At 52.1% G+C, this 13,084-nt stretch carries 12 protein-coding genes; 9 read left to right on the top strand and 3 right to left on the bottom strand.

The annotated features are described in order from the left end of the window. Positions 1-78: 78 nt before the first annotated feature. A complete protein-coding gene (tdh, locus tag AC3WS9_RS00675) occupies positions 79-1,104 on the bottom strand; it encodes an L-threonine 3-dehydrogenase (RefSeq protein ID WP_282492038.1) in 1,026 nt (341 codons plus the stop codon). Between the two features lie 9 nt (positions 1,105-1,113). Beyond that, on the bottom strand, positions 1,114-2,310 hold the full coding sequence (gene kbl, locus AC3WS9_RS00670; protein ID WP_492486171.1) for a glycine C-acetyltransferase: 1,197 nt from the start codon (positions 2,308-2,310) through the stop codon (positions 1,114-1,116). A gap of 215 nt (positions 2,311-2,525) precedes the next feature. Between kbl and rfaD the strand changes: the two genes are divergently transcribed. The 6 genes from rfaD to AC3WS9_RS00640 are packed head-to-tail and all read left to right on the top strand — an operon-like array spanning position 2,526 to position 8,653. Next, the gene (rfaD, locus tag AC3WS9_RS00665) at positions 2,526-3,458 is read left to right on the top strand and encodes an ADP-glyceromanno-heptose 6-epimerase (RefSeq protein ID WP_285146205.1); all 933 of its coding nucleotides are present in this window, start codon (positions 2,526-2,528) and stop codon (positions 3,456-3,458) included. A gap of 9 nt (positions 3,459-3,467) precedes the next feature. Next, a complete protein-coding gene (gene rfaF, locus AC3WS9_RS00660; protein WP_492486169.1) occupies positions 3,468-4,514 on the top strand; it encodes an ADP-heptose--LPS heptosyltransferase RfaF in 1,047 nt (348 codons plus the stop codon). A gap of 3 nt (positions 4,515-4,517) precedes the next feature. After that, positions 4,518-5,501, top strand: a complete 984-nt coding sequence (gene rfaC / locus AC3WS9_RS00655; protein WP_492486167.1) for a lipopolysaccharide heptosyltransferase RfaC — start codon at positions 4,518-4,520, stop codon at positions 5,499-5,501. A 3-nt stretch (positions 5,502-5,504) separates the two neighbouring features. Then, entirely contained in the window at positions 5,505-6,596 is a 1,092-nt protein-coding gene (locus tag AC3WS9_RS00650; RefSeq protein WP_492486165.1) for a glycosyltransferase family 9 protein, read from the top strand. Position 6,597: 1 nt separating this feature from the next. Next, positions 6,598-7,503, top strand: coding sequence for a WaaZ-like lipopolysaccharide core biosynthesis protein (locus tag AC3WS9_RS00645; protein ID WP_492486163.1), 906 nt, complete (start codon positions 6,598-6,600; stop codon positions 7,501-7,503). After that, positions 7,490-8,653, top strand: a complete 1,164-nt coding sequence (locus tag AC3WS9_RS00640; RefSeq protein WP_492486161.1) for an O-antigen ligase family protein — start codon at positions 7,490-7,492, stop codon at positions 8,651-8,653. The genes AC3WS9_RS00645 and AC3WS9_RS00640 overlap by 14 nt, the downstream gene beginning before the upstream one ends. Before the next feature lie 14 nt (positions 8,654-8,667). Here AC3WS9_RS00640 and AC3WS9_RS00635 read toward each other — a convergent pair whose 3' ends face one another. Next, positions 8,668-9,630, bottom strand: a complete 963-nt coding sequence (locus AC3WS9_RS00635; protein WP_492486159.1) for a polysaccharide deacetylase family protein — start codon at positions 9,628-9,630, stop codon at positions 8,668-8,670. A gap of 149 nt (positions 9,631-9,779) precedes the next feature. Between AC3WS9_RS00635 and rfaQ the strand changes: the two genes are divergently transcribed. From rfaQ to AC3WS9_RS00620, 3 genes are read left to right on the top strand one after another with little or no spacing between them, the layout of a single operon-like run. Beyond that, positions 9,780-10,847 carry a putative lipopolysaccharide heptosyltransferase III gene (gene rfaQ / locus AC3WS9_RS00630; protein ID WP_492486157.1) on the top strand — a complete coding sequence of 356 codons (1,068 nt, stop codon included), beginning with the start codon at positions 9,780-9,782 and terminating at the stop codon, positions 10,845-10,847. Next, positions 10,847-11,974: a glycosyltransferase family 4 protein gene (locus AC3WS9_RS00625; RefSeq protein WP_492486155.1), complete on the top strand. Its 1,128-nt coding sequence runs from the start codon at positions 10,847-10,849 to the stop codon at positions 11,972-11,974. Before rfaQ ends, AC3WS9_RS00625 begins: the two co-directional genes overlap by 1 nt. A gap of 2 nt (positions 11,975-11,976) precedes the next feature. Then, a complete protein-coding gene (locus AC3WS9_RS00620) occupies positions 11,977-13,074 on the top strand; it encodes a glycosyltransferase (protein ID WP_492486153.1) in 1,098 nt (365 codons plus the stop codon). The last annotated feature ends 10 nt before the right edge of the window (positions 13,075-13,084 follow it).

Raw genomic sequence — 13,084 nt, 5'->3', positions numbered from 1 at the left:
TAAAAATCGAAATAATCCGATTGCGGATGCCAGAAGTGTGAAAGAAACGAAAAAAAGCGCCCGCAGGCGCTTTGACTGTTAATCCCAGCTCAGGATCACTTTCCCTGACTGGCCCGAGCGCATCGCGTCGAAGCCTTTCTGGAAATCATCAATGCCGAAATGGTGGGTGATGATCGGCGTCAGGTCCAGACCGGACTGGATCAGCGCTGCCATTTTGTACCAGGTTTCAAACATCTCACGGCCATAAATGCCTTTGATGAACAAGCCCTTAAAGATGACTTTGTTCCAGTCGATGGACATATCCGACGGCGGAATACCCAGCATGGCGATGCGGCCACCGTGGTTCATGGTGTCGAGCATGGTACGGAACGCAGGCGGCGCGCCGGACATTTCCAGGCCCACGTCAAAACCTTCGGTCATACCGAGTTCGTTCATCACGTCGCTCAGGTTCTCTTTCGAGACATCCACCGCACGGGTCACGCCCATTTTACGCGCCAGAGACAGACGGTATTCGTTCACGTCGGTGATCACGACGTTGCGCGCCCCCACGTGTTTTGCCACCGCCGCAGCCATGATGCCGATTGGGCCCGCGCCGGAGACCAGCACGTCTTCGCCGACCAGGTCGAACGACAGCGCCGTGTGCACCGCGTTACCGAACGGGTCGAAGATAGACGCCAGATCGTCAGAGATATTGTCCGGGATTTTAAAGGCGTTGAACGCCGGGATCACCAGATACTCGGCGAAACAGCCCGGACGGTTCACGCCCACGCCCACGGTGTTGCGACACAGGTGCGTGCGACCGCCGCGACAGTTGCGGCAGTGACCGCAGGTGATATGCCCTTCACCAGAGACACGATCGCCGATCTTAAAGCCCTTCACTTCCTGGCCGATACCGACCACTTCGCCGACGTATTCATGGCCGACAACCATCGGAACCGGAATGGTTTTTTGCGACCACTGATCCCAGTTGTAGATGTGAACGTCCGTGCCGCAAATCGCGGTTTTACGAATTTTGATCAGCAGATCGTTATGACCGACTTCCGGCTCCGGCACGTCGGTCATCCAAATCCCTTCTTCCGCTTTCAGTTTGGATAACGCTTTCATCACACGTCCTCAGGCAATCACGCCCAGTTGTTTGCCGATGCGGGTAAAGGCTGCCACCGCACGCTCAATTTGTTCAGGCGAATGCGCCGCAGACATCTGGGTGCGAATACGCGCCTGACCTTTTGGCACCACCGGGAAGAAGAACCCGGTGACGTAAATCCCCTCTTTTTGCAGCTCGCGGGCAAAGTTTTGCGCCACCACCGCGTCGCCCAGCATCACCGGGATAATCGCGTGATCGGCCCCGGCCAGCGTAAAGCCTGCTGCGGTCATTTTTTCACGGAACAGACGGGCGTTGGACCACAGGCGATCGCGCAGCTCAGCACCCGACTCCACCATCTCCAGCACTTTGATGGAGGCAGAGACAATCGCCGGGGCCAGAGAGTTAGAGAACAGATACGGACGGGAGCGCTGACGCAGCCATTCGACCACTTCCTTGCGCGCCGCGGTATAGCCACCGGATGCGCCGCCGAGCGCTTTGCCAAGCGTACCGGTGATGATGTCCACGCGGCCCATCACGTCGCAATATTCGTGGGAACCGCGACCGTTCTCACCGACAAAACCGACGGCGTGTGAGTCATCGACCATCACCAGCGCATCGTATTTGTCAGCCAGGTCGCACACGCCTTTCAGGTTGGCGATCACGCCGTCCATAGAGAACACGCCGTCGGTGGCGATCAGCACGTGACGAGCACCCGCTTCGCGCGCCTCTTTCAGACGCGCTTCCAGCTCCTGCATATCGTTGTTGGCGTAGCGGAAACGCTTCGCTTTACACAGACGCACGCCGTCGATGATCGAGGCATGGTTCAGGGCATCAGAGATAATTGCGTCTTCCGCGCCCAGCAGGGTCTCGAACAGACCGCCGTTGGCGTCGAAGCAGGAAGAGTAGAGAATCGCATCTTCCATTCCGAGAAACGCCGCCAGCTTGCTCTCAAGCTGTTTGTGGCTATCCTGGGTGCCGCAGATGAAACGCACGGAGGCCATACCAAAACCGTGGGTGTCCATGCCGTTTTTGGCAGCGGCAATCAGCTCAGGGTGATTCGCAAGACCTAAGTAGTTGTTCGCGCAAAAGTTGATCACTTTGTTGCCATCAGCGACGGTGATGTCCGCCTGCTGCGCAGATGTGATAATACGTTCTTCTTTGAACAACCCTTCCGCGCGTGCGGTCTCCAGGTCGTTGTTTAACTGTTTGTAAAAATCACCACGCATTGCAATTCTCCAGACTCGGCAAATTTTGGCACATATTACCCAAACCTATACGTCGATACGAGATGACGCATCATCAGTTATCGTTTTTGCAGCATAAATCACGTGTACCCCTGCTGCATATCGGTGAATGGCTGAAGGGTCGCCATACTAATGATATGATATGAGTATTCGTGTTCGGGATCGTCCCCGGACGCCACACTACAAAGGTTACTGTTATGATCATCGTTACCGGCGGCGCGGGCTTTATCGGCAGCAATATTATCAAGGCCCTGAATGACAAAGGCATCACCGACATTCTGGTTGTCGACAACCTGAAAGACGGCACCAAGTTTGTGAACCTGGTCGATCTGAACATTGCTGACTACATGGATAAAGAAGATTTCCTTATCCAGATTATGGCAGGTGAAGAGTTCGGCGAGATCGAAGCCATCTTCCACGAAGGCGCCTGCTCTTCCACCACCGAGTGGGACGGCAAGTACATGATGGATAACAACTATCAGTACTCTAAAGAGGTTCTGCACTACTGCCTGGAGCGTGACATTCCGTTCCTGTACGCCTCTTCTGCGGCGACCTACGGCGGCCGTACCTCTGACTTTATTGAATCGCGCGAATACGAGCAGCCGCTGAACGTATACGGTTACTCCAAATTCCTGTTCGACGAATACGTGCGTCAGATTCTGCCAGAAGCGAATTCCCAGATCGTCGGCTTCCGCTACTTCAACGTCTACGGACCGCGCGAAGGCCACAAAGGCAGTATGGCGAGCGTAGCATTCCACCTGAACACCCAACTGAACAACGGCGAAAGCCCGAAACTGTTCGAAGGCAGCGATGGCTTCAAACGCGATTTCGTCTACGTGGGCGATGTGGCGGCTGTGAACCTGTGGTTCTGGGAAAACGGTGTCTCCGGCATCTTCAACCTCGGCACCGGTCGCGCGGAATCCTTCCAGGCCGTGGCCGATGCAGCGCTGGCTTACCATCAAAAAGGCAGCCTTGAGTACATTCCGTTCCCGGAAAAACTGAAAGGTCGCTACCAGGCATTCACCCAGGCAGATCTGACTAACCTGCGTGCTGCGGGCTACGACAAGCCGTTTAAGACCGTTGCCGAAGGCGTGACGGAATATATGGCCTGGCTGAACCGCGACGCGTAAGACATTAAGATGAAAATACTGGTGATTGGCCCGTCATGGGTGGGCGACATGATGATGTCGCAAAGTCTCTATCGCACGCTCAGGGCGCGCTATCCCCAGGCGATAATCGACGTGATGGCACCCGCGTGGTGCCGTCCGCTGTTGTCGCGCATGCCGGAAGTCAACGAAGCGATCCCAATGCCGCTTGGCCACGGGGCGCTGGAAATTGGCGAACGCCGCAAGCTCGGGCATAGTCTGCGCGAGAAACGCTACGATCGCGCGTATGTCCTGCCGAACTCCTTTAAATCTGCCTTAGTGCCGTTCTTTGCTGGCGTGCCGCACCGCACCGGCTGGCGTGGCGAGATGCGCTACGGTCTGCTCAACGATGCGCGCGTGCTGGATAAAGCCGCCTGGCCGTTAATGGTCGAGCGTTACGTGGCCCTGGCGTACGACAAAGGCGTGATGCTTTCGGCGAAAGATCTGCCGCAGCCGCTGCTGTGGCCGCAGCTGCAGGTGCATGACGGCGAAAAATCGCAGACCTGTAACGCGTTTGGTCTTTCGGCTGAGCGCCCGATGATCGGCTTCTGCCCTGGCGCAGAGTTCGGTCCGGCAAAGCGCTGGCCGCACTATCACTACGCCGAGCTAGCAAAGCAGCTGATCGACGAAGGCTATCAGGTTGTACTCTTCGGTTCGGCGAAAGATCATGAAGCGGGCAATGAAATCCTCGCCGCGCTGAGCAACGAACAGCAGGCATGGTGCCGCAATCTGGCCGGTGAAACCCAGCTGGAGCAGGCGGTGATTCTGCTGGCAGCCTGTAAAGCGGTCGTCACTAACGATTCCGGCCTGATGCACGTCGCCGCTGCGCTGAACCGTCCGCTGGTCGCGCTCTATGGCCCAAGCAGCCCGGACTTCACGCCGCCGCTGTCCCATAAAGCGCGCGTGATTCGTTTGATTACCGGGTATCACAAAGTCCGCAAAGGCGATGCGGCGGAAGGCTATCATCAGAGTCTGATCGACATTACGCCGCAGCGTGTCCTCGATGAACTCAACGATCTACTGTTGAACGATGAAGGATAACGAATGCGGGTCTTGATCGTAAAAACCTCTTCGATGGGCGATGTCCTGCACACGCTGCCGTCCCTGACGGATGCAATGCGCGCCATCCCCGGCATTCGTTTTGACTGGGTGGTGGAAGAGGGCTTCGCGCAAATCCCCACCTGGCATGAAGCGGTAGACCGCGTGATACCGGTTGCGATTCGCCGCTGGCGCAAAGCCTGGTTTTCCGCGCCGATCAAAGCCGAGCGCAAAGCCTTTCGCGAGGCGGTTCAGGCACAGCACTACGATGCGATAATCGACGCCCAGGGACTGGTCAAAAGCGCCGCGCTGGTCACGCGCCTGGCGCACGGCGTCAAGCACGGTATGGACTGGCACAGCGCCCGCGAACCCCTGGCGAGCCTGTTCTACAACCGTCGTCATGCCATTGCTAAACAGCAGCACGCAGTGGAACGCACTCGTGAGCTGTTTGCGAAAAGTCTTGGCTATGCGAAACCTGAGGCACAAGGAGACTATGCCATTGCGCAGCATTTCCTTGAGAACTCGACGCCGCCTGAACAGCCTTATTTCATCTTCCTGCATGCAACAACGCGGGATGAAAAGCACTGGCCGGAATCAAACTGGCGAAGACTCATTGAACTAATGCAACCTTCAGGTATCCATATTAAACTCCCCTGGGGCGCAGAACATGAACGCCAACGTGCGGAGCGTTTAGCGGCTGGTTTTTCACACGTTGAAGTACTGCCAAAACTTACGCTGGCGCAAGTCGCTGCAGAGCTGGCAGGTGCGACCGCTGTCGTGTCTGTCGATACAGGACTGAGCCATTTAACGGCGGCGCTGGATCGCCCTAACATCACACTTTTCGGGCCTACCGATCCGGGTTTGATTGGGGGTTATGGTAGAAACCAGCATCAGAGGGTTAGCCCGACGAAGCGGATGGGAGACATTACCGCAGATGAGATTTTTTCATTCTTACAGGGCAGCCAAGAGCTTTCCGACAGGGATATCTAACCCATGAGTTATGTATTTCTGCTGATTTTACTTTTTCCGGTGAAGATCATCCGGAAGCTGTTTCGCAAGGATTCAGGTAAAAACCTGGTTATCCAGACAGCCAAAATCGGTGACTTTATCAATGCGACGCCTTTGCTGGCGTATCTGCAAAAAAGCGATGTGCTGATCAGTCGCAGCGTTAACGCGCTGGCGAAGCATGACGACACTATCGAAGAGATCTTTTTCATCGAACAACATAAACGCAGCTTATGGCGTAAGCTGCGTTTTGCTTGCTTGATCATGAATCGCTACGACAATGTTTATCTGCTGCAACCTAACAGCGTAAATCTGTTTTTCGCAGCCGCGTGTAATGCCAAAAATAAACAATTTTTAAGCACCTATACGCGCAGATGGTATCACGGGATTTTCTACGACACGGCCGATGGCATTGTTGATCACGGCAAAAAAACGCTGTCGGTGACCAACTATCTTCAGCTTGCCGATCGTTCTCTCTCCTGGCAAGACTCGCCAAAGCACGCGACTCGTCCTCTGTTCAGGCCGACCTCCTGGCCCGAGATTCTCGATAAGCCTGACGTCATTCGTATCGGCATCAGTATTTCAGCGGGCAACAAAGCCAAGACGGTCCCCCCTGCGATCTGGAAGCGCATTGTCGACCATCTGGCTCCATTGCCCTGCGTTTTTTATGTTTTCGGCGCGCCAAACGAACAGCCATGGATGGACGATATCACCCGTATCTACGGGGAGATTCCAAACTTTGTGAATTTGATCGGCAAGATTTCACTTGAAGAATTACCCTGGGCAATTTCAAAGATGGATTGTTACATCGCCTCTGATTCGGGCAATATTTATATCGCGGACGCGGTAGACGTTCCTGTTGTCATGCTGTTTGGCCCATGCTGTCACTATGAGCAGCGTCCGCTTGGGAACGTGCTGCTGGTTGGGCAAGATGAAAACATCAGTTCCTACGTTTTCGAGACACGTTATTACTTCAGTCAGCCAAAGGAAGAATTATTTCATGTTTCAGATGATAATTTAAATAACATCTCAACCTTCCTTATCTCGGTTAAAAATAATAACAAATCCCTTAAGGCTTAACATGGGCACGTTGACCAAGCAAATCTATCGTTACACGCATAAAAGAAATATGCGGCATAATGAAAACCTTTGGCCATTTGTGAAGATCAAACGTAATGAGCACAATGAAATTACCGACCTTACATGGCGGGATCGGAAGATTGAGCTGGTATCATTAAGTTCCCTGAATAAAAAGTACTCGGGTGAAATCTTGATTTCAGCCACAGGGCCATCCATTAAAGAGATTGATTTCAGCACACTACCCTCATCGGTCATCACCGCGGGTGTCAATGGTGCCTGGCATTTGAATGAAGAGCTCAACTTTCGCTTTTATTTTGTCGTCGATATGACGTTTATTGACCAACAAACAGCGTTGATGAAAAGCGTGGTTGAATGTAAAAATATCACGCTTTTCACTACCGTGATGGGTATCGTGAAGCTCATTAAGCAATTTTCATATGAGAATATTCAATGTAAGATTGCGATTATCGAGGACATTTGCTACGAAACCTATAAGCCGTCGATAAAAATTAATGAACTTCGTGCAGGTGCTGATAATAAGAAGCCGCTCATTTTCTCTCCTGTGAACCCTAATACGGCCTTTAGTCGTGATATCCGCCAGGGTGTCGTGGATGCCGGAACAGTGGTGTACTGGGCGCTGCAGGTTATCTATTTTATGGGTTTCTCAAAAATCTATATCGCCGGCCTGGATATGAAAAACTTCTCTCAGCCGCGATTTTACGAAAATACGGAAACCATGGCACCTTCATTCCTGGATAAAAAAGTGCAGGATATCGTCATCCCGGCAATGGCCTTAGCCAGTGAACTATTTTCAAAAGAACATATTGATGTCGTTAATTTATCGACTCAAAGCGCTATACCTTCTTCTGTTTTCCCCAGAAAGGATTTTACTGATGTTTTCAAGTAAGTTACAACGGATTACGCTTTATCCTTTTGCGTTATTTATGTTCCTGAGCCTGGTCTTTTGCGGCGTTTCTCGCGTTAACGTACTCTTCCATATTTCGCTGGCGCTTTTCATCATCACCATGACTATCGCTAAAGATGTGCGAGAGCGTTTTTTGAGAGATAAAGAGTTTTTGCCTGCACTGGGAATAGCTGTGGCGTTCATGCTCTATTTCTCTTTCTCGAACTTATGGAATGAAACATCACATCTGAGTTCAGCGTTAAGTCATTCATTTTACATTTTCATCTTCCTGTGTTTATATCGCCAGTGTGAAATTGAAAATAAGAAAAAATATATAATTGGCGCGGCCTATTTCGGTATCGTGACACTGACCATCCTGACGCTGTTGTATGTCGACAAATCCAGGATGCTCTGGAACCGTTTAGGGGATGCATTCCCCTATGCCCCGGATAATGTAATTGACCTTGGGGGTTATATGGCGCTGGGAATATTACTCAGTGCTATCATGGTACGTGAAACACATAACGTACTTTATTACCTCCCGGTTCCAGTGCTGATTATTGGGTTACTGCTCACTCAAAGCCGCGGCCCGCTGTTATCACTGATCGTTGCGTCAGTTGTCGTTCTATTATGCAAGCCAAAATGGAACGCGAAGTATGTTTTATGGTCGATCGTTCTTATCGCGATTATCGGCGTCGGTCTCTATTACAGCGGGTTCCTGGATGTCCTGATAAGACGCATTGAAGCGGGATCTCAAGCCGGTTCGGTGCGTTTAGGCATCTGGCAAAACGCGTTTGAAGTGGCGAAAGAAAAAGTCATTTTCGGTTGGGGCTTTAATAAACAACTTTCGTTCGTCAACGGATATGGCCAACCGATTACCACAACGCATAGCCTTTATTTTGCTGCCTTCCTGAAGGGGGGTGTCGTGGGCCTGGTGTTTTTACTGGCGATGATCGGATATGCCTTCAGGCAGTGTCTTCGTCATCTGGCGGCGAACCATAAGGTTGAAATTGCCATCCTTATTTTCGCAGTGATGTTCTACGCCACTCAGGGAATGTTTGTGATCAGCAATCCTCGAGAATATTGGGTGCTATTCTGGATCCCACTGGCCATCGTATTCAGTACTCCGGTGAAAACCGCGATTCAAAAATAATCTTAACGCGCCGATCACTCGGCGCTTTTTTTATGCTGGTAAAATTCCGCCAGCGTCATCCCCACCGTTTTATCCGACAGCCAGACAAATAGCTGCTCCAGATCCTGATACAGTCCTTCAATTGCAGCTTCGTCTTTGAACGTCGGGCTCCCGCCTGGCATAAATTCTGACGAATGAAGCATAAATTCCACATAGTCATTGCCCTGAGATAGCGTCTGCTGCGCCACCTGAATCATCTCCGATGCATTGCCGCCGGACGGTCGCAGCCAGTTGACCGATGGGGACCGGTACTTGCCGCGCAGTCGGTCATAGCTCTGTTTTACCGCATTGAGCCAGCCAGGATGTTTGTACTGAATGCTCATCGGGACTTCGAGGAGTGGGCTATCGCCAGGCCGGGAAATATCATCTGTGTCGATGAAATAGGCGCGATCGGGGAAATGCTGATAGTCCGTTCCGCCATTACCTTGCGGCGCACCTTTGGCATTGCGCCAGTTGACACGTGGAGTCACTGAGCAATCCACCTGATAACCCAGTTCAATAAGCAATTTCGCGTAACGGCTGTCAAACGCCCAACGCCCTGCACGATGGCTCAGCATTTTGGTCTGGAACGTCTCTTCCAGTAGGCGGGTCATGAATAGCACTTTTTCCCGCATTACCTCTTCAGAATACTCAATCAAATAGGGCTGCCAGCGCCAGTCATCGCCGGTCAGATCGTGTTCAGGTGGGCTGTTCCAGGCGTGGAGATGCATGCCCACTTCGCCCTGCCCCCGCGCGATCACCTCTTTCGCGAACGCAATAAACACGGGATCAACCGCCATCTCATAGTTGGTTAACCAGACGGGTTTAAAACCAAAACGCTCGCAAAGGGCCTGAAAACGTGCCAGATAGTGGGCGTTTTCGGTTTTGATTTCACGATGGTTTTGCCAGAGATTATCGCCTTCTGTATCGATCGTAATGATAAACGCTGGTTTTTTCATAATGAGCCCGTAAGACGTGAAGTTGTCGCTATGTTACGCACTCCCGCAAGGAGGAGTAAACACTTGACAGTAAATTACGGACATTATGTAGAAAGAGTGCAAGTCAATAGTAAGTCTATTAGAATTGTGAACAGATTGCCTCCGATAAGATGATGATGAATAACATTCTCAATACGCCGAAATTACGCATTTTACTCATTAAACTTCGTCATCATGGCGACATGCTGTTGACCACGCCGGTCATTGGTTCTTTACGTCAAAAATGGCCTGATGCCCAGATTGACGTTCTTCTCTATGAGGAGACTCGCGAGATGCTCGGCGCGCATCCTGCTATCGGCACAATCTACGGCATCGATCGCAAATGGAAGCAATTAGGAACACTCAAACATCTGCAAAAAGAGTGGCAACTGCTCCGCGCATTGAGGGGGCAGCACTATCACCTGGTGATTAATCTTGCCGACCAGTGGCGCAGCGCCATCGTCACGCTCTTTACCGGTGCGCCGGTTCGCCTCGGGTTCGCGTTTAACAAACGTAACAATGCCTTCTGGCGTATATGCCATAGCGAACTGGTCTCTGTGGAAAATCACATAACGCAGCACACCGTCGAACAGAATCTCTCTATCCTTTCACCCCTGCCCGTGACTCCCCAGTCTGCCGTCACCATGAGCTACAGCGTGGACGACTGGCATCTGGCTCAGCAAAAACTGGTGCAAAACGGCGTCGGGGATAACTACATCGTCATTCAACCCACTTCGCGCTGGTTCTATAAATGCTGGGACGAAGCAAAAATGGCGCAAACTATCGCGGCGCTTCAGCAGGATGGGCACACGGTGGTGCTCACGGCCGGCCCGGACAAAAAAGAACTGGCAATGATCGATCGCATTCTCGCCGACTCACCGCAAACGGGCGTTGTCTCGCTGGCAGGCCAGCTGACCTTGCGCCAGCTGGCATCAGTGATTGATCATGCGCGCCTGTTCATCGGCGTAGATTCCGTGCCAATGCACATGGCTGCAGCGCTTCAGACCCCTTGTATTGCCCTCTTCGGTCCCTCGAAATTAATGTTCTGGTCCCCCTGGCAGGTCAAAGGGGAAGTGATTTGGGCGGGCGATTATGGTCCGCTTCCCGATCCTGATGCCATTGATACCCGAACCCAGGAACGCTATCTCGACGCAATACCCGTTGAGGATGTGGTCGCTGCCGCAAGGAGATACCTGTAATGGCTCACCATCGTCTGGCCATTGTGCGTCAGAAATATCGCCCCGACGGCGGGGCAGAACGCTTTGTTTCCAGAGCGCTGACCGCACTGAGCAACCAAAATCTTGAGCTCAACGTCATTACGCGTGAATGGCAGGGTGAGAAGCAGGACGACTGGCATATTCATATTTGCGATCCGCGCAAATGGGGCCGCATCAGCCGTGAACGCGGTTTTGCCAACGCTGCGCGCGCGCTGTGGCAGCAGGAACAGTTTGATATTGTGCAGAGCCACGAGCGAATTCCTGGCTGCGATATCTACCGCGCGGGGGATGGCGTCCATCGCCGCTGGCTGCTTCAGCGCACACGTATCCTCTCCGGCTGGCGTGCGAAGATGCTGATGCACGACCGCTATCACCGCTATGTCATGAACGCCGAACGTGAAATGTACCAGGCTCCGGAGCTTAAAGCCGTCATCTGCAATGCGGAAATGATCAAACGTGAGATCGTCGAAGACTTTGATATTGACGCAAAAAAGATACATGTGATTTATAATTCGATTGATGCCAGCCGCTTCGTTCCGGCAGAAGAGCAGCAACGCGCTGCACTTCGCCAGAAGTTAGGGCTGCCATTGGATGCCGTTGTTTTCTGTTTTGTGGGTTCCGGGTTTGAACGAAAAGGGTTAGCCAGCGCCATTCGCGCCATTGCAGGAACTGATGCGTGGCTGATTGTCGTAGGGCAGGATAAAGCAGAGCATCGTTACCGCGACCTCGCACGCTCGTTAGGCTGCGAAGGGCAAATCCGTTTTTTAGGAATGCAAAAGGAGACGCTGCCTTTTTACCAGCTATCCGATGGTTTGCTGCTGCCGACGCTGTATGATCCCTTTCCAAACGTGATTCTTGAAGCGATGGCCTGCGGTCTGCCTGTCATTACATCAGACAGCTGTGGCGGAGCGGAATTTATTACGCAAGGCCAGAATGGTTTTTACTGTGATGCTCTTGATATCAGCAGGTTGAAGGAGGCGATTGTGGCCATCCCTTCTCTGGAAAAGAATAATAATATGGGGATGGCTGCGCGTGAACGCGTCAAAGATGCCACCCCGGAAAAACTGTCAAATCAGCTTGTTTCGCTTTATCAAAAATTACTGGATTAATAATGCGCATCCTTATGATTATTGATGGTTTACCCGGTGGAGGGGCCGAAAAAACGGTACTCACACTCTCCAGCGGATTGATAGAAATGGGACATCAGGTCTCACTTTTCTCCCTGCGAAAAGTGTGCGATTACGCTATTCCAGAGGGCATCGATTTTCAGGTCATACAGGATACCTGCACTAAACCGTGGCGGAAGCTGACTGAGATCCCGCGTCGGGCTCAGCTTTTAGACACCGCAGTCAGGCAGGCCGAGCAACGTGGGAAATTTGACGTCGTGTTCTCCCATTTACACAAAACCGACCGCATTGTGTCGCATAGTCGCGCGCTTAGCCGCGATAAAGTCTGGTTCTGCGTACATGGTATGTTCTCGTTTTCGTATCTCCGTCATCGCAGCGGACTGTCACGCTGGTTTAAACATCTCAAAATTCGCCATACCTACGAAAACCGTAACGTGGTCGCTGTCTCTGCCGCCGTGCTGCGGGATCTTTCTGACACACTGAACATCCAGCTTCGTCGCAAAACGGTCATCCATAATCCCTTTGATATTGCTGAAATACAGCGTCTGGCCGATGCGCCTTTCAATATGCAGGGCAAGGATTACATCATCCACGTCGGGCGTTTTCATGAGCACAAAAGGCATGATCGCCTGCTGCGTGCATACGCGCTGAGCCACATCGATGCGTCACTGGTGATGATGGGCAATGGCTCGGATACCCGGATCCAACAGCTGAAACAACTGGCAGCAGAGCTTGGGATCGAACACAAGATTATTATCCGTCCCTTCGAGGCGAACCCCTATCCATGGATCAAAGGCGCGCGCCTTCTCGTGTTAAGCTCAGACTGCGAAGGTTTTGGAAATGTGCTTGTCGAATCCATTATTTGCCAGACGCCACCCGTCAGTACCAACTGCCCAGGTGGACCCGCTGAAATCCTGACGGGGCCTTTATCTCGCGGTCTTTCAGAGTTAAATGACGAATCGCTGGCGAAAACGCTGGCGGATATTTATGCCAATCCGCCGATCGTTAACACTGCGACGATCTCTTCGTTTGGTATCAACGCGATATGCCAGCAATACATTGCGCTGGTAGACAAACAGTAATTATCAGGTT

Source organism: Lelliottia sp. EB106-05-01-XG201 (genome assembly GCF_058791735.1).
This window is presented reverse-complemented; position numbering and strand designations above follow the sequence as displayed.

Coding starts and splice junctions, on each gene's coding strand:
- tdh (WP_282492038.1), bottom strand. CDS start 1,104: ATGAAAGCGTTATCCAAACTGAAAGCGGAAGAAGGGATTTGGATGACC.
- kbl (WP_492486171.1), bottom strand. CDS start 2,310: ATGCGTGGTGATTTTTACAAACAGTTAAACAACGACCTGGAGACCGCA.
- rfaD (WP_285146205.1), top strand. CDS start 2,526: ATGATCATCGTTACCGGCGGCGCGGGCTTTATCGGCAGCAATATTATC.
- rfaF (WP_492486169.1), top strand. CDS start 3,468: ATGAAAATACTGGTGATTGGCCCGTCATGGGTGGGCGACATGATGATG.
- rfaC (WP_492486167.1), top strand. CDS start 4,518: ATGCGGGTCTTGATCGTAAAAACCTCTTCGATGGGCGATGTCCTGCAC.
- AC3WS9_RS00650 (WP_492486165.1), top strand. CDS start 5,505: ATGAGTTATGTATTTCTGCTGATTTTACTTTTTCCGGTGAAGATCATC.
- AC3WS9_RS00645 (WP_492486163.1), top strand. CDS start 6,598: ATGGGCACGTTGACCAAGCAAATCTATCGTTACACGCATAAAAGAAAT.
- AC3WS9_RS00640 (WP_492486161.1), top strand. CDS start 7,490: ATGTTTTCAAGTAAGTTACAACGGATTACGCTTTATCCTTTTGCGTTA.
- AC3WS9_RS00635 (WP_492486159.1), bottom strand. CDS start 9,630: ATGAAAAAACCAGCGTTTATCATTACGATCGATACAGAAGGCGATAAT.
- rfaQ (WP_492486157.1), top strand. CDS start 9,780: ATGATGATGAATAACATTCTCAATACGCCGAAATTACGCATTTTACTC.
- AC3WS9_RS00625 (WP_492486155.1), top strand. CDS start 10,847: ATGGCTCACCATCGTCTGGCCATTGTGCGTCAGAAATATCGCCCCGAC.
- AC3WS9_RS00620 (WP_492486153.1), top strand. CDS start 11,977: ATGCGCATCCTTATGATTATTGATGGTTTACCCGGTGGAGGGGCCGAA.